General features: G+C 65.7%; 16 protein-coding genes. 10 read left to right on the forward strand and 6 right to left on the reverse strand.

The features are described 5' to 3' along the window. Nucleotides 1-56 precede the first annotated feature (56 nt). From V5B60_RS13540 to V5B60_RS13550, 3 genes are all read left to right on the forward strand, one after another. On the forward strand, nt 57-3,221 hold the full coding sequence (locus tag V5B60_RS13540) for an EAL domain-containing protein (RefSeq protein ID WP_332347554.1): 3,165 nt from the start codon (nt 57-59) through the stop codon (nt 3,219-3,221). Between the two features lie 269 nt (nt 3,222-3,490). Next, entirely contained in the window at nt 3,491-3,838 is a 348-nt protein-coding gene (locus V5B60_RS13545; RefSeq protein ID WP_332347555.1) for a hypothetical protein, read from the forward strand. 112 nt (nt 3,839-3,950) lie between these two features. Further along, a complete protein-coding gene (locus V5B60_RS13550; protein WP_332347556.1) occupies nt 3,951-4,412 on the forward strand; it encodes a hypothetical protein in 462 nt (153 codons plus the stop codon). Between the two features lies 1 nt (nt 4,413). Here V5B60_RS13550 and V5B60_RS13555 read toward each other — a convergent pair whose 3' ends face one another. Then, entirely contained in the window at nt 4,414-4,695 is a 282-nt protein-coding gene (locus tag V5B60_RS13555) for a DUF2281 domain-containing protein (RefSeq protein WP_332347557.1), read from the reverse strand. 151 nt (nt 4,696-4,846) lie between these two features. On the opposite strand from V5B60_RS13555, the gene V5B60_RS13560 reads away from it, so the two are divergent. Genes V5B60_RS13560 through V5B60_RS13570 form a run of 3 tightly spaced genes read left to right on the forward strand, consistent with a single transcriptional unit; the run spans nt 4,847 to nt 11,530 of the window. Next, a complete protein-coding gene (locus V5B60_RS13560) occupies nt 4,847-6,949 on the forward strand; it encodes an N-6 DNA methylase (protein WP_332347558.1) in 2,103 nt (700 codons plus the stop codon). After that, nucleotides 6,946-8,079 carry a restriction endonuclease subunit S gene (locus V5B60_RS13565; protein ID WP_332347559.1) on the forward strand — a complete coding sequence of 378 codons (1,134 nt, stop codon included), beginning with the start codon at nt 6,946-6,948 and terminating at the stop codon, nt 8,077-8,079. The genes V5B60_RS13560 and V5B60_RS13565 overlap by 4 nt, the downstream gene beginning before the upstream one ends. A gap of 37 nt (nt 8,080-8,116) precedes the next feature. Next, nucleotides 8,117-11,530 (forward strand): type I restriction endonuclease subunit R, encoded by a 3,414-nt coding sequence (locus tag V5B60_RS13570; protein ID WP_332347560.1) that lies wholly within the window; start codon nt 8,117-8,119, stop codon nt 11,528-11,530. 72 nt (nt 11,531-11,602) lie between these two features. Here V5B60_RS13570 and V5B60_RS13575 read toward each other — a convergent pair whose 3' ends face one another. From V5B60_RS13575 to V5B60_RS13595, 5 genes are all read right to left on the reverse strand, one after another. Further along, nucleotides 11,603-12,118 (reverse strand): hypothetical protein, encoded by a 516-nt coding sequence (locus V5B60_RS13575; RefSeq protein WP_332347561.1) that lies wholly within the window; start codon nt 12,116-12,118, stop codon nt 11,603-11,605. Between the two features lie 87 nt (nt 12,119-12,205). Continuing rightward, complete coding sequence (locus V5B60_RS13580) at nt 12,206-12,805, reverse strand: hypothetical protein (protein ID WP_332347562.1); 600 nt, start codon at nt 12,803-12,805, stop codon at nt 12,206-12,208. Beyond that, nucleotides 12,802-13,632, reverse strand: coding sequence for a hypothetical protein (locus V5B60_RS13585; protein ID WP_332347563.1), 831 nt, complete (start codon nt 13,630-13,632; stop codon nt 12,802-12,804). Before V5B60_RS13585 ends, V5B60_RS13580 begins: the two co-directional genes overlap by 4 nt. 21 nt (nt 13,633-13,653) lie before the next feature. Further along, nucleotides 13,654-14,028, reverse strand: a complete 375-nt coding sequence (locus V5B60_RS13590) for a HEPN domain-containing protein (RefSeq protein ID WP_332347564.1) — start codon at nt 14,026-14,028, stop codon at nt 13,654-13,656. Further along, a complete protein-coding gene (locus V5B60_RS13595; protein WP_332347565.1) occupies nt 13,956-14,294 on the reverse strand; it encodes a nucleotidyltransferase domain-containing protein in 339 nt (112 codons plus the stop codon). Before V5B60_RS13595 ends, V5B60_RS13590 begins: the two co-directional genes overlap by 73 nt. A 938-nt stretch (nt 14,295-15,232) precedes the next feature. Here V5B60_RS13595 and V5B60_RS13600 point away from each other — a divergent pair. The 4 genes from V5B60_RS13600 to V5B60_RS13615 all read left to right on the forward strand — a co-directional run bounded on the left by V5B60_RS13600 (nt 15,233) and on the right by V5B60_RS13615 (nt 17,671). Next, nucleotides 15,233-15,496, forward strand: coding sequence for a FitA-like ribbon-helix-helix domain-containing protein (locus V5B60_RS13600; protein ID WP_332347566.1), 264 nt, complete (start codon nt 15,233-15,235; stop codon nt 15,494-15,496). A gap of 2 nt (nt 15,497-15,498) precedes the next feature. Beyond that, nucleotides 15,499-15,897: a type II toxin-antitoxin system VapC family toxin gene (locus tag V5B60_RS13605; protein WP_332347567.1), complete on the forward strand. Its 399-nt coding sequence runs from the start codon at nt 15,499-15,501 to the stop codon at nt 15,895-15,897. A gap of 338 nt (nt 15,898-16,235) precedes the next feature. After that, entirely contained in the window at nt 16,236-16,796 is a 561-nt protein-coding gene (locus tag V5B60_RS13610) for a Uma2 family endonuclease (protein ID WP_332347568.1), read from the forward strand. Continuing rightward, a complete protein-coding gene (locus V5B60_RS13615; RefSeq protein WP_332347569.1) occupies nt 16,793-17,671 on the forward strand; it encodes an urease accessory protein UreD in 879 nt (292 codons plus the stop codon). Before V5B60_RS13610 ends, V5B60_RS13615 begins: the two co-directional genes overlap by 4 nt. The last annotated feature ends 13 nt before the right edge of the window (nt 17,672-17,684 follow it).

The following is a 17,684-nucleotide window of genomic DNA, read 5'->3' on the forward strand; positions in this document are numbered from 1 at the left end:
AGTGGCGGCGATTCCCGCTTGCGGCGGGGCGGCGTGACCAACCACCAGGAGGTCCCATGCGCCATCTTCTGCTCAACTTCATCGCCCGCCTCAGCGTTGCGCGCAAGCTGATCCTGATCTACGCGCTCGACCTGTCGGCGGTGATCTTCGTCTCGACGATCCTGATCAACGAGAAGTTCATCGCCATCGACTTCGCCCGCAAGGAGATCGTCGGCAACGAATACATCGGCGCGCTGCGCGCGGCAACGCTCGTTGCCCTGGCGGGCGGCGGGCTGCGTGGCGCGGCGGATGCCGTACTCGAAGCCGAAGCCCGGCATGGTTCGGCACGCGGCGATCTCGGCAGCGGCGAACTCGCGCAGGCGCTCGCCGACAAGTTGCGCCGTCTGGAGACTGCCGGTGCCCGCACCGCCGCTGACGAACACGCGGTCGCGTCGGCGGTGCAGGCGCTGATCACGCGCATCGGCAATCAATCGAACCTGATCCTCGATCCCGACCTCGACAGTTACTACACGATGTCGCTGGTCGTCCTGCGCTTCCCGGAGCTCTTCGACCTGATCGGCCGCATTCGCGACCAGGCGCAGACTGCCGCCGTTGCGGCTCCCGGCAGACGGGTGCATGAGCAAAGCGCCTACCTCATCCTCGAAGGCCGTCTCGACGCCGTCGTCAGCGGCATCGAGAGTGATTACGCCGAAGCCATGGCGGCCGGCACGGCGGAACTCGCCGCAGCGCTGCAGCCAACACGGCGGAGACTGCTGGCAGCGGTGGACGCGTTTCGCGCCAACGCGCGGCAACTCGCCATCGACCAGGACGGCGGCCGGCACGGCGCCGATCATCATGGCCTGGCGCTCGCCGCCTGGCGGCAGCTCGACGCCGCGTGGGAATCGGCCGGCAGCGCACTCGGCGGCTTGCTGCAGCAGCGGATCGACGGACTGTTCCAGCGCATGTGGCTGCACCTCGGCACCACTGCCGCCCTGCTGCTGCTGTTGCTCAGCGTCGTCTATTTCGTCGCGCGCCAGATTGCGCTGCCGCTTCGCCGCCTCGCCGACGTTGCCGATGGCGTGCGCCGTTCGGGCGACTACACGCTGCGTGCGGACTGGCATTCGGCCGACGAGATCGGCCGCCTGATCAACGCCTTCAATGGCATGCTCGACCAGCTCGATCGCAGCCGTCGTCTCGAACAGGAACTCGCCGCACAGGCGAGGGCCGCCGAGGCGCAGCGCCAACTGCTCGATGCCGTGCCGATTCCGCTGCTGGTGACGGCCACGCCGCAGCACGAGGTGCTGCACACCAACGCGCAGGCGAACGCCTGGCTCGACGGCCGCCGCAGCGACCCCTGGGCGAGCGGGCTGCTCGCCGAGGCGCGCGTGCGCTTCTTCCAGATGCTGGCCGACAGTGGCGCGGTGGACGAGTTCGAAGTCCTCTGGCATGGTGCGACGAGGCGGGAATGGGCGCTGATCTCGGCGCGCCGCCTGCGCTATCAGGACCGCGATGCCGTGCTCACCGCCTTCACGCCGATCGGCCGCATCAAGCAGATGGAGGCGCGTCTGGAACTGTGGGCGAGGGTGTTCGAGGCGTCTTCCGAAAGCATCCTGATCACCGACGCCACGCGCAGGATCCTGGCCGCCAACCCGGCCTTCAGCCGCAGCACTGGTTATGAGTGCCGCGAGGTGGTCGACGACACGCCCGAATTCCTGCGCTCCGACCGTCATCCGGATGGTTTCTACGAGGAAGTCTGGCGGGCGGCCAGTGCGCGTGGCCACTGGCAGGGAGAAATGTGGATCCGGCGCCGAACCGGCGAAGCCCTGCCGGTCTGGGCGGCGCTGAACGCCGTCCGCGACGAGGCCGGCCGGATCAGCCATCACATTGCCACCTGGTTCGACATCAGCGCGCGCAAGGCCGACGAGCAGCGCATCAGCCACCTGGCGCAGCACGACGTGCTCACCGATCTGCCCAACCGGGCGCTGTGCGTCGAGCGCTTGCGCGTTGCGCTGCAGCAGGCAGACCGGAACAAGCGGCGGGTGGCGGTGCTGTTCATCGACCTCGACCGCTTCAAGAACATCAACGATTCACTCGGCCACCATATCGGCGACGCTGTCCTGCGCTCGGTGTCCAGCCAGCTGCAGCGTGGCGTCCGCAGCGGCGACACGGTGAGTCGCATGGGTGGTGACGAGTTCGTCGTCGTCCTCAACGGCGTCACCGACATCGAGGAGATCCGGCAGATCGTCGAGTGTCGGCTGATCCGCCTGATCCGCCAGCCACACAACGTCGGCGGCGCCGAGCTGCATGTCTCGTGCAGCATCGGCATCGCGGTCTACCCCGAGGATGGCGTCGAAATCGAGACCCTGATGCGCAACGCCGACGCGGCGATGTACCAGGCGAAGCAGCAGGGCCGCAACAATGCGCAGTTCTTCACCCTCGAAATGGACCGGCGCGCGCGCGAGCGCATGCAGATCGAGAACGACCTGCGCGTCGCCATCGAGCGCCAGCAATTGCGCGTCTACTACCAGCCACGAGTCGAATGCCGCAGCGGCCGCTTGCTCGGCGCCGAAGCGCTGGTTCGCTGGCGGCACCCGGAACACGGACTGATCACGCCGGCGCGCTTCATTCCAGTCGCCGAGGACAGCGGGCTGATCATTCCGATCGGCGCCTGGGTGCTCGCCGAAGCGTGTCGGCAGCAGGCGCTCTGGCGCGCGACCGGCGAAGATCTGGCGATCTCGGTCAACCTCTCGGCTGCCCAGTTGCATGACCCCGAGCTGCTGGCGACGCTGCAACGGGCGATCGCCGAGCATGGCGTCAACCCGGCGATGATCGAACTCGAACTGACCGAGTCGCTGTTGATGGAAGATGTCACGCTGACCATCGACCTCCTGCAGGCGATCAAGGCGCTGGGCATCTCGCTCTCGGTCGACGACTTCGGCACTGGCTACTCGAGCCTCAACTACCTGCACCGCTTCCCGATCGACAAGCTGAAGATCGATCAGTCCTTCGTCCGCAACATGCTCGACGACCCCAACGACCTGGCGATCACCAAGGCGGTGATCGGCCTCGGCCACACCCTGGGCCTGCGCGTGGTCGCCGAAGGCGTCGAACAGAGCGAGGAAATGCAGGTCCTCGCCGCCGCCGGCTGCGACGAACTGCAGGGCTACCTGTTCGGCAAGCCGATGCCCGCCGACGACTTCGCCCTCTGGCGGCAGTCGCGCGGCGGCGGCAACGCGGGCTGATCCCGCGTCGGCGGGCCAGCGCGCGCCGATTCGTTGTATTCTCGGGCGCTGCCCGCTTTTCCCCCGCGGGTTTCGCCGAGTCATGGAGGAGACATGCTGCAACGCGCCGGGACACTTGACGACTGCCTGGCGTCCGACCTCAGCGCCAAGCCTGACGGCGATCCGTGACGGCGCCGCGCAGTTCGCCGGCGACCTCGCCAGCGAGATGACCCACGCCCTGCCAGCAGACGGCAGCCAGACGCCCACCACCATTCCCAGCCGAGCGACCCATGGACCAACCACTTGAAATCAAATCCCCCTGGACGATGGTCCCGACCGAGTACATCGACAGCTTCCTTGCCGAGATCAGGGACGCCCTGCCGCCCGATCACCCGCTGCAGGAACACGAGCTCTTCCCCGGCATCAAGTTGGCGCGACGGCCGATCTTCATCGTCGACGACGACACCACCGGTGAGCGCATCCGCATGGACTTCGAGCAGAGGAAGCGCTGGCGGAAGACGCGCTTCAAGGTACCGGCGATGCAGGTCTTCCAGGACGACGCCGAAGTCGCGGCGATGATCGAGCGCGACCATCTCGCCGAACTCGCCGCCTGGCGCGCCGCTGCCGGCGACGAATGAGCCGCCGCCGCGGCGCTGCCTCACCTCCGGCCGGAACGCCCTTGATGACCCTTTCGCAAGCGTGCGATACTGCCGGCGTCGCGTTCCCGACCCACCCGTGGAGAGCCCTGCCATGAGCCAGAACCTCGTATCCGTTTCGCTGAGCAACGAAGATCTCGCCGCCCTCGACGCGGCGCTGAGCACCGTCGAGCAGAAGCTCGCCGGCCTGCTCGAGCTGTCGGTCGAGCAGCGGCGCACTTTGAACAAGATGGGCGACAAGTCCGAAGCCTTCTGCCGTCAGGCGCTGATCCTGCTCACCGAGAATCGTCAGATTCTGCCACCGGGACTCGATCTCGCCGAGGCCGAGCAGGACCTGCGCAGCCTCGACCAGTTGCGTCCGCGCTTCGCCCGCCTGCGGCGCCTGGTCGCCAACGCCGACGACACCGAAATGGCGCTCGGCAGCGACATCCTCAACTTCGCGCTCGACGGCTACGCCGTCGCCAAGGTGATCGGCAAGGGCGCCGCGCTCGAGACGATGAAGGAAGCGATGTCGGCGCGCTACACCCGTCGCCGCGGCGAGCCGCCGAAGCCCTGATTCATCGCCTGGGCTCGATCTCCTTGCGCAGGGCGGCGCGACGGGCGGCGAAGTAGGCGCGCGCGGTCGCGGCGCGAATCCCCGGCCGTGGATCGTCCATCGCCTGCTGTACCTGCGCCTTGAACCAGGCATCGTAGGCTTCTGCCTGGCCGTCGGCGGCAGCGATGGTCGTCGCGCTGACGCCATGGCGCTGGCTGAGGAATTCGATGAAATCCAGCGCCTCCTGGGCGGCAGCCTCTGGAAGTTGCAGACTGCGTTGATAGATCGTTTCGGCCAGCGTCATCTCTTTTCCTCCCGCTATACCGTATGTGCTGGGGTGTGGTCGGCAATCGGCGCGCCGGATTGACGGCACGCAGCGCAACGACACGGAACTCTGGCAACATACCATCTCTCGCGATCTGGCGAGAAGCCAGGACCGAAAGAACCAGACGAAGATGACTGCCGACCACCTGACGGGCCTTGAAGCGTTCGAGGCCGGACTCTGGAAGATCGCCGACGACCTGCGGGCCAACTCCGGGCTCGCCTCGAACGAGTACTTCATGCCCATCATGGGCCTGCTGTTCCTGCGCCAGGCGACGAACCGCTACTACGCGGCGCTCGCCGCCATCGAGGCCGACCAGAAAGCCGGCAAGATGCCGGACCGCGAGCCGGTCGCTGGCGACTTCACCCGGCGCCGCGCGCTGCTGCTGCCCAGGGCGGCCCGCTTCGACGAGATTCTCAGGACGCCCAAGAACGAAAGCATCGGCGCCGCCTTGACCAGGGCGATGGAGACGGTCGAGCACGGCTTCCAGCCGCTCGCCGGACAGCTCCCCAAGGACTACGAGCGCTTCGAGGACGCGCTTCTCGAACGGATGATGCGCACCTTCGACAGCGAAGCCCTGCGCCAGGCGTCGGGCGACGTCTTCGGCCGCATCTACGAATACTTCCTCGCCGAGTTCGCCAAGCAAGGCGCGCACGACAACGGCGAGTTCTTCACCCCGCCGTCGATCGTCCAGACCATCGTCAACGTCATCGAGCCCAACCACGGCATCATCCTCGACCCGGCCTGCGGCTCGGGCGGGATGTTCGTCCAGTCCAGCCACTTCATCGAGGACGCCGGGCAGGACACGATGAAGCGCGTGACCTTCTACGGCCACGAAAAGAACGAGACGACCGCCAGGCTGGCGCAGATCAACCTCGCCGTCCATGGCCTCGAGGGCAAGATCCGGGCCGGCAACGAAGCCATCACCTACTACAAGGATCCGCACGAACTGGTCGGCCAGTGCGACTTCGTGATGGCAAACCCGCCGTTCAACGTGGACGAGGTGGACGCCGAGAAAGTGAAAGGCGACAGGCGTCTTCCCTTCGGCCTGCCCGGTGTCAACAAGGCGAAGAAGGTCTCGAATGCCAACTACCTGTGGCTGTCCTATTTCTACAGCTACCTGAACGAGAACGGGCGCGCCGGCGTCGTCATGTCCTCGCAGGCCTCGAGCGCCGGGCGCGACGAGGCGACGGTGCGGCAGAAGATGGTCGAGACCGGCGCCGTCGATGTGATGATCGACATCCGCGGCAACTTCTTCTACACGCGAACCGTTCCCTGCCAGCTCTGGTTCTTCGATCGCGCCAAGGAGCGCGACGCGCAGCGCCGCGATCAGGTGCTGATGCTCGACGCGCGCCAGATCCACCGCAAGGTTTCGCGTGCCATCTGCGACTTCTCGCCGGAGCAGCAGAAGAACATCGCCGCCATCGTCTGGCTCTACCGCGGCCAGCGCGAGCGCTTTCTCGGGCTGGTCGCGGCCTACCTCGAGCAGGCGCTGGCGGACGGTGCGGCAGCCGAAGCTCCGCTCGCCGCCTGCATGCAGGCACTCGACCGGCTGCTCGTCCTCGCCAGGCCCTTTGCGACGGCGCAGCGCGATCCCGACCCGCTCGCCGAGACGTGGGGCGAGCTGCTCGCTCTCCGCGGCACCTTGGCGGATGACAGCAAGGCCGTCAACGATCAGCTCGCGGCCCGCGCCAGCGACTGGTCGGGCGCTGCTCGCGACAACGCCGGGCTGACCGGCATGCGCCGAGCGCTGCACCCCGTGGCGGAGCAGTGCCGCGACCTGAGCAAACAGATCGACCTCGCGGCGAAGCTGGCGGGCCGCGTCGTCGACATCGCGCTCAAGGACCTGGCGGCGCGCGACGCGGACGACTGGCCTGGAACGGAGATCAGCCGTGCGCGCAAGGCGCTGGAGCTTGCGCGGGCGGATGCCGTCGAGGCCCTGCGCAAACCGCGCCACTTCGTCAAACAGGCCGACTGGCTGCAGGAGCGCTTCCCCGACGCCACGCTGCGCGACGTCGAGGGGCTCGTCAGGCGGGTCAGCCGCGATGAGATCAGCGCGCACGACTGGAGCCTCACGCCCGGTCGCTATGTCGGCGTTGCGCCGGAAGATGTCGATGAAAACTTTGATTTCGAGGAGGCGCTGCGCGCCATCCACATCGACTTGAGGGGGTTGAACGACGAGGCCGTTGAGCTGGCGGCACGCATCGCCAAGAACTTCGAGGGCTTGGGTGTATGACCGCGAGAACGGCTACCATCAAGGACTTCGCTATCGGCATCTTCGATGGGCCGCATGCCACGCCTCGGCCATCAGAAGAGGGCCCAGTTTTTCTGGGCATCAAGAACGTCACTCGTGAAGGTCGGCTCGACCTCTCTGAGATACGCCACGTATCGCCACAACAGTTCCCCCAGTGGACTCGGCGCGTCACGCCGCAAGAGGACGACATAGTGTTTTCTTACGAGGCAACGCTGCACCTCTACGCCCGCATCCCAAACGGCTTTGAGGGCTGTCTCGGGCGACGTATGGCACTCGTCAGACCGGACCGCGACAAGGTCCATCCCGCGTTCCTTCTGTATTACTTTCTCTCACCCGCGTGGCGATCCAAGATGGATGCCCTCACCATCACCGGTGCTACGGTCAATCGAATCCCGCTCACCAGTTTTCCCGACACTCCCGTCACCTTTCCCAGTTTGCCCCAACAGGTGGCTGTCGCCGAGGTGCTCTCCGCCTACGACGACCTGATCGACAACAACCGGAAGCGTATCGCGTTGTTGGAAGAAGCGGCGCGGTTGCTCTACCGCGAGTGGTTCGTCCACCTCCGCTTTCCCGGCCACGAGCACGTCAAGATCGTTGACGGTGTGCCAGCTGGGTGGGAGAGACGGGCGATCGGAACCGTCCTTCAACTGCGATATGGGAAGGCGCTCAAGGAAACTGATCGCGTCGACGGCTCATTCCCCGTCTATGGGTCAAGCGGTATCATCGGGAACCACAAGTGTGCACTGGTTGAGGGCCCCGCCATCGTCGTTGGTCGCAAGGGAAATGTCGGCAGCGTGTACTGGTCGCCTACCGATTTCTGGCCTATTGATACCGTCTACTTCGTCGCCAAAGAGCAGGCCGACTACTGGCTCTACCGGACGCTGCCATACGTGGGCTTCCAGAACACGGATGCGGGCGTACCAGGGCTCAACCGAGAGTTTGCCTACAGTCGCAAAATCCTCTTGCCAGTTGAGAGACTCCGGCGTCGTTTCGACGAGGCCGTCGAACCAGTATTTGCGCAGGTGACAACATTGGAGAACTTCAATCGCAAACTCGCGGAAGCGAGAGACCTTCTCTTGCCACGCCTGATGAGCGGTGAGATCACAGTCTAATGGACGAGCAGGGAGTCAGCAGGCGAGAAAGCACGCGATGGCGATAACCTCCATCAACAGCGAAGACCGGCTGGTGCAGAAGACCTTTGCCGATCACCTGCAGAATGTGCTCGGCTGGGAAAGCGTCTACGCCTGGAAGGCAGAGACCTTCGGTCCGGGTGGCACCCTGGGCCGCACGGACAGCAGGGAGGCCGTGCTGTCCCGCGACCTGCGCGCCGCGCTGCTGCGCCTCAATCCCGGGCTGCCGGATGCGGCGATCGATGACGCGCTGCGCCAGCTCACGGCGTACGACGTGAGCCGCTCGACGGTGCAGCACAACCGCGACTTCCATCGCCTGCTGCGCGGCGGTGTGCCGGTGGCGTACCGCGATGCCGCAGCCCATCGCAAGACGGCCCGGGCACGCGTCATCGACTTCGCCAACGCGCCCGGCGCCAACCGCTTTCTCGCCGTTCGCGAGCTCGTGTTGACCGGCGTGCGCACGCCGAACTACAACCGCCGCGCCGACCTCGTGTGCTTCGTCAATGGTCTGCCGCTGGTCTTCATCGAGCTGAAGGCCGTCTACCGCAACATCCGCGCCGGCTTCGACGGCAACCTGCGCGACTACCTGGACGAGAACGTCATCGCCCATGCCTTCCACCACAACGCCTTCCTGATCGTCGCCAACGGCGACCACGCGCGTTATGGCTCGATCACCAGCCAGTGGGAGCACTTCCACGAATGGAAGCGGCTGGACGAGAAGGACCCGGGCCGCGTCGCCGCCGAGGTCCTGCTCAACGGCATGCTGGCGCACGACCGCTTGCTCGACATCGTCGAGAACTTCATCCTGTTCGACGAGAGCAAGCCGGGAGCGACGCGCAAGGTCGTCGCCCGCAACCACCAGGTTCTGGGCGTCAACCAGGCGGTCGCTTCGGTCGCGCGGCAGGAGGAGCTGAAGCAGCGATTCCCGCCTGGGGAGCGGCTGCGGCACCGGGTGGTCGAACTGCCACTCGAGCGCCGCGAGCACTCGCGCTCGCGGGAGCGCAGCAAGGCTGCCCGAACGGAGTTGAAGGCGGCTGAGGCGATGCCGCCTTCCTACCTTCCGCAGGGTCCGGTGAAAATCATCGAGCGCGCCCATCCGGACCTCGGGCGGCTCGGCGTGTTCTGGCACACGCAGGGCAGCGGCAAGTCCTATTCGATGGCGTTCTTCGCCGAAAAGGTGCGGCGCAAGCTGCCGGGAAACTTCACATTCCTGCTGATGACCGACCGTGAGGATCTGGATGACCAGATCTACGGCACCTTCGTCGGCTGCGGCATCGCCGACCACAGGACCCCGCGTGCGGCGTCAGGCGCTGATTTGGAGCGGCTGCTCCAGGAGAACCACCCCTACGTCTTCAGCCTGATGCACAAGTTCAACCAGGACGTGCCGCCGGACGAGCCCTACAGCGAGCGCGACGACATCATCGTCATCTCCGACGAGGCGCACCGCACGCAGGCCGGGCGCTTCGCGCGCCACATGCGGCTGGCGCTGCCGAACGCCGCCTTCATCGGCTTCACCGGCACACCGCTGTTCAAGCAGGACGAGATCACCCGGCGCATCTTCGGCAACTACGTCTCGCGCTACGACTTCAAGCGATCTGAGGAGGATGGCGCGACGGTGAAGCTGGTCTACGAGAACCGCGGCGAGAAGTTGGGTGTCGCCAGGACGGACCTGAACGAGCGCATCGCGCGCAAGATCGACGAGGCCGAACTCGACCCGGATCAAGCCGCCTTGCTCGAGAAGCTGCTCGGCAAGGACTACGAGGTGATCACCGCCGACGCGCGGCTCGACCAGATCGCCGCCGACTTCGTCGAGCACTGCAGCACGCGCTGGGAGTCTGGCAAGACGCTGTTCGTCTGCATCGACAAGATCACCTGCGCCCGCATGTACCAGCGCATCATGCCGCTGTGGCGGGCGCGGGCGGCGGCCGTCAGGGCGGCGGCGCAGGCGGCCGCGCAGGCCGGGCGAAGGAGCGAAGCCGCCAGGCTGGCGGCGCAGGCGCAATGGCTCGACGAAACGATCGTCGAGATCATCATCAGCGAGGCGCAGAACGAAGTCGCCGACTTCAGGAAGTGGGACTTCGACATCATCCCGCATCGCGCCCTGATGAAGCAGGGCTTCGATCGGCCCAGCGGCGAGCGGCTCGCTGTCGAGAAGGCGTTCAAGGACCCCGCGCACCGCTTCCGCGTCGCCATCGTCTGCGCCATGTGGTTGACGGGCTTCGATGTCGAGAGCCTGTCCACGCTGTACATCGACAAGCCGATGCAGGCGCACACACTGATGCAGGCGATCGCGCGCGCCAACCGGGTCTACCCCGGCAAGGACTTCGGCCTGATCGTCGACTACAACGGCATGTTGAGGAGCCTGCGCGAAGCGCTCGCGCAGTACGCGCTGGGCGACGAGGGCGACGGGGACGAAGACGGCGAAGACCTCATCGCCCCGGTCGAGGAGCGTGTGCAGGCGCTTCTCGAAGCGATCGTCGCGACCGAGGAGCACCTGCGCGGGCTCGGCTTCGACCTGGCGACACTCATCGGCTGCACGGGCTTTGCGCGCATCGCGGGCATCCGGGATGCCGTCGACGCCGTCTATGCGACCGACGAGAGCAAGCGCCGCTTCGAGATCCTCGCGCGGCTGGTCTTCGTCCGCTTCCGCTCGCTGCTGATCGAGCCGACGGCCTGCCAGTACGCCGAGCGGCACGACCACATCGAAGCGATCTACAAAAAGCTGAGCGAGCGACGCGACACCGCGGATGTGACCGAGCTGCTCAAGGAACTGCACCGCATCGTCAACGAGGCCATCCGGACGCAGGCGCCGGGGCAGGACCAGGCCGAAGGGCTGAGCTTCGACCTGAGCCAGATCGACCTCGAGAAGCTGCGCGCCGAGTTCGCCCGGAAGGTGAAGCGCAAGGCGACGGCCGTGCAGGACATCCGCAACCTCGTCGAGCAGAAGCTTGCCGAGATGCTGGCGCGCAATCCGTCGCGCAGGGACTACCAGCGCCAGTACGAGGAGATCGTTGCCGACTACAACAACGAGAAGGATCGAACGACGATCGAGGAGACCTTCCGCCGCCTGATCGAGCTGATCGACCGTCTCGACGAAGAGCAGAAGCGCGCCACCCGCGAAGGTCTGGCGGAGGACGAACTCGCCCTGTTCGACCTGCTCCTCAAGGACGGACTCGACCGGAGCGCGCGCGAGCGCGTCAAACAGGCCAGCCGCGAGCTGCTCGCCGCCGTCAAGGCGCGCCTCGCCGAGCTGGATCGCTTCTGGGAGAAGGAACAGACGAAAGCGGACGTCGAGGTCTTCATCCTCGATGAGATCTTCGCCGGCCTGCCGACACCGCCGTTCACGCCAGCCGACAAGAAGCGGGCCGCGGCCAGCGTCTACGCGCATGTCTGGCAGCAGGCCGTCAACGGCAGCTTTGCGCAGGCTGCCTGATGGCATGGGGTCGGTGCTGCGACCGGGGAAGCTGGACCGTGAGCGTTCTTGAGGAGATTCTCGGTTGGTCGACTAATCCAGGACGACCAGTCCTGGCTTGGCCAGCTCATAAAGCTTGCTACGCATGCTTCGCCAGGCCTGCCTTTCGGTGAGCAAGAAAAAGACATCACCGTGGCTGATGTCCTCCTGTTTCGCAGTGTCATATACGCCAAAAGCCCGCCGCGCCACATCCGGTCCTTCGCGGAGGACCATCCGTAGATCCAGCGTCTTGAAGACTGTGTAGGCGACCGTCCTCCTCTTCTGCGCTGCGTGTTGGCTGTTTGACTGGGAGAGGTTTTCCGCCTTCCGCTGGTTGACCCGCTTCACTCGTTCAATGGCCAAACTGAGCGCGCCATCAATGCTGATATGCGAGGTCCTGTTGATCGACAAGCCCCTCGCTTCAGCATCGCCGAAGGCAGTCGGCGTCAATTCGCCGTTCTGGAAGTGTATGGGTTGATCCAACGCACGGAACAACCCTTCCGAGTCGCCGATGGGTCCAGGCGAGTGCTCGCTGACGCTTAGCTTTTCCAGGGCCAGTTGCTGCGCCATTGGCAATGCCTTGAGCGATCTGGCGCGAGCATCAGCGGTTTCGGCAGTCCCAAAAAAATCGTCCAACATCGCGACGTGACAGTCGACTCACGCAGCAATGGCGAGCCAATGCGGCGCAAGAATACCCATGAGCCGTTGCTGATCAGGCAACTGACCGAATTGTGGCGCAAGGTTCTCGAAGAAAAACTCCTCGCCAGCTGTGCTGCGCGCAAACAATGAACCGACACCGTTGGCGTCGAAACTGATGTCGGCATACCCGGTGGGCAGGCTCCAGTAGAATTCCATGTCACCGCCCTCGGTCAGCATGGGCGTAGGCAGAGGAATACCACGGGGAATGGACTCCAGGAATGTCCTGGCTGCAGCCACCGCCGAGGCGCTGGGCGCGACGCTTCCTTCACCGTTCCAACCGTCAGGCAAGTCGGCAAATTGCGCAATCAAACGATGCAAGATTTCTTGTTTGCCTTGCGCCGGGGGCGGTGTTGGCAAGAGGAGGCGTATTTCTGTTGCGGTTGGCGCACGCTCGACTCGGACATGTTCAGTGTCACTTCGGTTGATCGACGGTGTGCGCTCATAATTCTCGGCGTAACGTTCGTACTCAGGCCGCGCCGTGGCCAAACGGAAAGCCATGGCCGGTAGCACGAGAACAGTGCTGATCGGATCAAGCAACACGAATGCCTCCTTGATCAATCTACGATCATGTTGATACTGCGCAAGACCTCGTCGCTGAAGATCTCTGCCAATATCCTCTTGTTATCGGTATGAAACTGGCCCAGAAGCGACAAGATATGATCCTTTTCGGAAAGAGGCTCTCTGACCCAGATTGGCTCGGCAAGACTGGCGCGGTGTGCGACGAGGGCTTGCACCGAATGTACGCCGTCAACCACCGCTCGGCTGACGTTAACGTTGTCCAGCTGTTGAAACCGGCATGGTTCCCACTTGTCAGCGAAATACCCGTGATGCGAGTGCCACAGGTCGTGTAGGCCAAATACGTGATCCGGTAGCCACTTCGTCCCTGGCTTGAACACCTCGGTCATGATCAATTCTTCAGGAGGGGCCTTCCAGAGAAAAACATCATTGAATTGCAGGGTCAAATGCCTGATCGGTGCGTGCTGTCCGATCCGGGGGAGCAGAACGTTCAAGTACTCTCGGATGTCGCGCACGGCATCTGCCCAGCGGGTGTAGTCGTTGATCTGGATGATGCAGTTCTCGCGTGCCACCACGACGCTTCTCTGCTCATCGCCGCCCGACGTCGATCGGCTGGCTTTGAACCCGCCGAACGCTGAAGATGTGTGAGAGCTTGGTTGACCAGCACTCATCTTGAGCTCCAGCACGTTCAGTTGCTCGTGGTGCGTGAGACCGAGTTGGGTCAACCGAGGCGTGGACTCCTTCTCCATGTTCTGCAGGTTGTCGGAAGAAAGAGGCTTGGAACCTCCAAGATCCGCCCACTCAGCGACGACGACCGCGCTTTGGATGGCATGATCACCTGCAAAAGGATAGAGGCGCTCAACGCTCATGTGAGTTGACGAAGGGGAAAGTTAGGCGACGAGGCAGTATAGGTGCGCCAATCGAGCGCCGTCAACGAACGGGCTGACTCTGGAACGAGTGTTGGTCGGCTTCTGACGACCGAGGGTGCCGATCAGTCCGCTATGAGTACGGGCGACATCCGGTTCGACCCGAACACCGGAGGCCAACAATGCAGCGCGGGCAGCAGCGAACATGGCGTAGTCGGCCCGATTGGCCGCACCATGCACATCTCCCCTCGCAAGCAACGCATGGGCCGACAAGCATGCCGTGTCCGCTTTCAGCATCCAGGCGGCGGGCGCCAATGATCGCTTGCTCACAGGCGAACACCCTCGCGTCCGATGCTGTGGAGCAGCGCCGGATTCGGGTAGTCTTCCGGGTGCTCCCATTCGTCAAGCCACACCGGCAGCGGGGAGACGAGGATGCGCGTTTCCAGCAGCACATCGAAGGCCACGTCGGCCATCGCCAGCTTGGTGCTCAGGAAGCGCCCCTGTTGGCCGCGCAAGAGCACGGCCACGTCGGCATCGCTTTCCGGTCGATGGGTCCCTCGCGCACGGCTGCCGTAGATGATCGCGCCCGCGATGTCGTAACGGTCGGCGATCAGCGAAAGGAATCGGCGGACGGCTCCTTCAGTCTCGCGGTCGATATCGGACACCGTATCCCCCTGTTCGTTGTCGCTCTCGAAATGGCGATGGAAGTCGCCGAGTCGGCCGTGAAATCATCGCAGGACCTTCACTTGCTCATCTCTTCCTGTTTGATCTTAGCCGCGTGTCGAGCCGGTGTCCATCGCTGCTGCCGGCGTTTCCGTCGTGCGATAGCCGCTGCGGCAAGCGGGTTCTGGCCGTGAAAGTGGCGTCAGCGGCTGACCAATCCCCCTCGCCCGCTCGGGGGTGAGCAGAAGGAACACTGGCGGCAGGCCCCGCAGCGGGCGTGCAGGGCGCGGCGGCTGGCGCACAAGCGCTGCAACCTCGCCTGCGCACGCCGCAGGCTTGCGGGCGAGGAACAAAGCCGGCGCCTTGAAGTTCGCCAGCCGGCGCACAAGCTTTCGTGGCTCGCGCGCCGGCCCCGGCGCCGCATGCGCCAGCAGAAAAGCCTTGCACCGCAAGGCGCGCAGGCCTGCGCGCATGCCGCCGAACGGGAATCGCAAGCGCCGGACGCTTGCGGCGAGGCCGCGGAGGCTTGCGGCGAAGCCCTGTAAGCTTGCGGGCAAGCCGCACCGGCTTGCGGGCGGGGCGCCGAAGCTCGCGCGCGCCGCCGCGAGACGGAGCCAGCCAGTGGCGCGTGCGCGCGCTCGCGGCGGCGAGGCAGGCAGAGTGGTTGCCAAGTGGCCGCAGTGTGTGTCGACTTCGTCGTCGGAGCAGACCGGGCAGCGCCTGACGCGGTGGCGACAACGCCCTGATGCCGATTCCATCCCGCTGTCGGCGAGCGCCACGACGCGGTGGACCAGGGCAAAGCGGTGGACGATCGCGCGCTTGCCATCGCGAGTCGGCTCATCCCAGACCCTTCTCCCGCGTGCGGGAGAAGGGAGATTCGCGGGTCGCGGATGCGACTTTCACATTAGAATGCAGTCATTTCGATGTCACCGCAAAAGCGATGCCGAACCTCACCTTGCGCGATGTGCCTGCCGATCTGCACCTGTGGTTGAAGCAACAGGCGGAGGCCCACCGCCGTTCGCTCAATCAGGAGGTCATCCTGCAACTCGACGCGTTGCGGGGCCTTCCTGCCAGCCGCTCTGACGCCGATCTGCGGCTGGCTCGTATGCGCGCGATTGCCGCGCGCGCGGCTCGTCTGCCCGTCCTCGACGAACGCCCCGAGGCTGAGATCCTCGGGCTTGATGCGGACGGATTGCCGCGCTGACGATGGTCGTCGACAGCTCGGCATTGGTCGCCATCCTGCTGGGTGAGCCGGAATGCGACGCGTTGGCTCTCGCGCTCGCCGGAGCAGAAATGCCGGTGATCTGCACACCCAACTGGCTGGAGGCGATGATGGTGATCTCAGCCCGGCTCGGCAGCCCGGGGGTGCAGGCCTTGGGCGAACTGCTGGACGCCGCCGAAGTGCAGATCGAACCCGCTGACGCGGACTTGGTGCAAACAGCCTTCGACGCCTGGCAACGTTTCGGCAAAGGCCGCCATCCGGCCGGCTTGACCTTCGGCGATTGTTTTGCCTACGCCTTGACCAGCCGCCGCGGTGATGTACTGCTTTGCAAGGGCCGTGATTTTTCGCAAACCGACATCAGGCGCGCTCCTGATCAGCCATGAAGCTCAGCTGCCCGTATCGCGCGCTGGGGCTGCGGCGCGCACGGGAACCCAGTAAGAGCCTGGGGGCAGCATTCTCGCATTCCTTCCGAGGCGAGCGTCCGCCAAGCTGTCATGGCTTCGTCAGACGCTCCGGATGATGAAAGCCAGGACCGTTCCCCGCACTCCCGACCCCTCTCCCGCGGGCGGGCGAGGGGAGATTCGTCAGTCGCTCGTGCGACTTTCCCCGTCAAGCGCGAACTGGAAGAGCCACCCGGCCCAGTGGCGCATCGGGCGCGCCGGCTTTTGTCGTGGCGGGCGATCCGCGCTAGACTGCGCGCGGTTGATGACCGGAAGCCGCCATGGGCCTGCCGCAAGAGAAACCCGCTGTCTTTGATGATCTTTTCGCTCTGCCGGAACACGTCGTCGGCGAGATCATCAACGGCCGTCTGCTCACCCATCCGCGGCCGGCTCCCCGGCACACGCGGGCGGGCTCAGCGCTTGGCTGCGAGCTCGGCGCGCCGTTCGACCTGGCGCGCAATGGTCCGGGCGGCTGGTGGATCCTCGACGAACCGGAACTGCATCTCGCTCGCCACGTCCTCGTCCCCGACCTGGCCGGCTGGCGGCGGGAACGCCTGCCGCGATTGCCCGAGACCGCCTGGTTCGATCTCGCCCCCGACTGGGTGTGCGAGATCCTGTCACCGGCGACGGCGCGCGTCGACCGGGCGGAGAAGTTGCCGATCTACGCCGCGCACGGGGTGAAACACGCCTGGCTCGTCGATCCCGATCTGCGCCTGCTGGAGGTCTTCGAGAACCACGACGGCCAGTGGCTGTTGCTGGCCGTTCTCGAAGACGACGCGGCGGTTGCGCAGCCGCCCTTCGCCGCCATCCGCTTCGCGCTTGGCGGGCTGTGGGCGGATTGAGCGCCGGCATTCGGCTGGCGCCCGGCGCCGCCCGGGTGGTCGAGGAAGCGGCGCGGCCGGGCTGGCAGGCGCGCCTGGCGCTCGGCTTCGAACGCCGCGGCGAGCGGACGCTGCTCGCCCGTTGTGAACACCTCGGGCCGCTGCGCGTGCAGAAGGCGCTCTATCCGGAGGGGCCGGCGGTCTGCCAGGCGATCATCCTGCATCCGCCTGGTGGCATTGCCGGCGGTGACGGTCTCGACATCTCGCTGGTCGCGGGGCCCGGCGCGCACGCGCAGTTGACGACACCGGGTGCCGGCAAGTGGTATCGTTCCGGCGGCCGGCGCGCGTCGCAATCGGTGCACCTGCGCGTCGACGCGCAGGCCATCGTCGAGTGGCTGCCGCAGGAGACGATCGTCTTCGACGGCGCCGAGGCGGCGATGCAGACGCGAATTGAGCTGGCGGCCGGGGCGCTGTACTGCGGCTGGGAAATCCTCTGCCTCGGACGGACGGCCAGCGGCGAGCGTTTCGCGCACGGCCGGCTCGATCTGTCGACGCGCATCGAGCAGGGCGGGCGGCCGCTGTGGGTCGAGCGTGGCGGCCTGCGCGGCGGCTCGCCGTGGCTCGACGCTGCCGCCGGTCTCGGCGGCTTGCCGGTGAGCGCGACGCTGTTGCTCGCCGGACGCACGGTCGAGCCGGAATGGCTGGCGGCGTGCCGCGCGGTGCCGCTCGCCGCCGGCCTGCGCGCCGGCGTCACGGCGCTGCCCGGGGTGCTGGTCGCGCGCTGCCTGGCGCCGGCGAGCGAGCCGGCGAAGGAGTGGCTGCTCGGCGTCTGGCAGCGCCTGCGGCCGCTGGCGCTGCTGCGGGCCGCCGTGCCGCCGCGCATCTGGAGTACCTGATTCTGCTGAAAGG

It is taken from the genome of Accumulibacter sp., from assembly GCF_036625195.1.
GTDB lineage: Bacteria > Pseudomonadota > Gammaproteobacteria > Burkholderiales > Rhodocyclaceae > Accumulibacter.

What these genes read in the sequence shown, in the direction of transcription:
- V5B60_RS13590 (WP_332347564.1), bottom strand. Translation starts at nt 14,028, where the DNA reads ATGGGAGCACCCGGAAGACTACCCGAATCCGGCGCTGCTCCACAGCAT.
- V5B60_RS13575 (WP_332347561.1), bottom strand. Translation starts at nt 12,118, where the DNA reads ATGGCGCAGCAACTGGCCCTGGAAAAGCTAAGCGTCAGCGAGCACTCG.
- V5B60_RS13605 (WP_332347567.1), top strand. Translation starts at nt 15,499, where the DNA reads ATGGTCGTCGACAGCTCGGCATTGGTCGCCATCCTGCTGGGTGAGCCG.
- V5B60_RS13600 (WP_332347566.1), top strand. Translation starts at nt 15,233, where the DNA reads ATGCCGAACCTCACCTTGCGCGATGTGCCTGCCGATCTGCACCTGTGG.
- V5B60_RS13585 (WP_332347563.1), bottom strand. Translation starts at nt 13,632, where the DNA reads ATGAGCGTTGAGCGCCTCTATCCTTTTGCAGGTGATCATGCCATCCAA.
- V5B60_RS13555 (WP_332347557.1), bottom strand. Translation starts at nt 4,695, where the DNA reads ATGACGCTGGCCGAAACGATCTATCAACGCAGTCTGCAACTTCCAGAG.
- V5B60_RS13550 (WP_332347556.1), top strand. Translation starts at nt 3,951, where the DNA reads ATGAGCCAGAACCTCGTATCCGTTTCGCTGAGCAACGAAGATCTCGCC.
- V5B60_RS13565 (WP_332347559.1), top strand. Translation starts at nt 6,946, where the DNA reads ATGACCGCGAGAACGGCTACCATCAAGGACTTCGCTATCGGCATCTTC.
- V5B60_RS13560 (WP_332347558.1), top strand. Translation starts at nt 4,847, where the DNA reads ATGACTGCCGACCACCTGACGGGCCTTGAAGCGTTCGAGGCCGGACTC.
- V5B60_RS13540 (WP_332347554.1), top strand. Translation starts at nt 57, where the DNA reads ATGCGCCATCTTCTGCTCAACTTCATCGCCCGCCTCAGCGTTGCGCGC.
- V5B60_RS13610 (WP_332347568.1), top strand. Translation starts at nt 16,236, where the DNA reads ATGGGCCTGCCGCAAGAGAAACCCGCTGTCTTTGATGATCTTTTCGCT.
- V5B60_RS13545 (WP_332347555.1), top strand. Translation starts at nt 3,491, where the DNA reads ATGGACCAACCACTTGAAATCAAATCCCCCTGGACGATGGTCCCGACC.
- V5B60_RS13570 (WP_332347560.1), top strand. Translation starts at nt 8,117, where the DNA reads ATGGCGATAACCTCCATCAACAGCGAAGACCGGCTGGTGCAGAAGACC.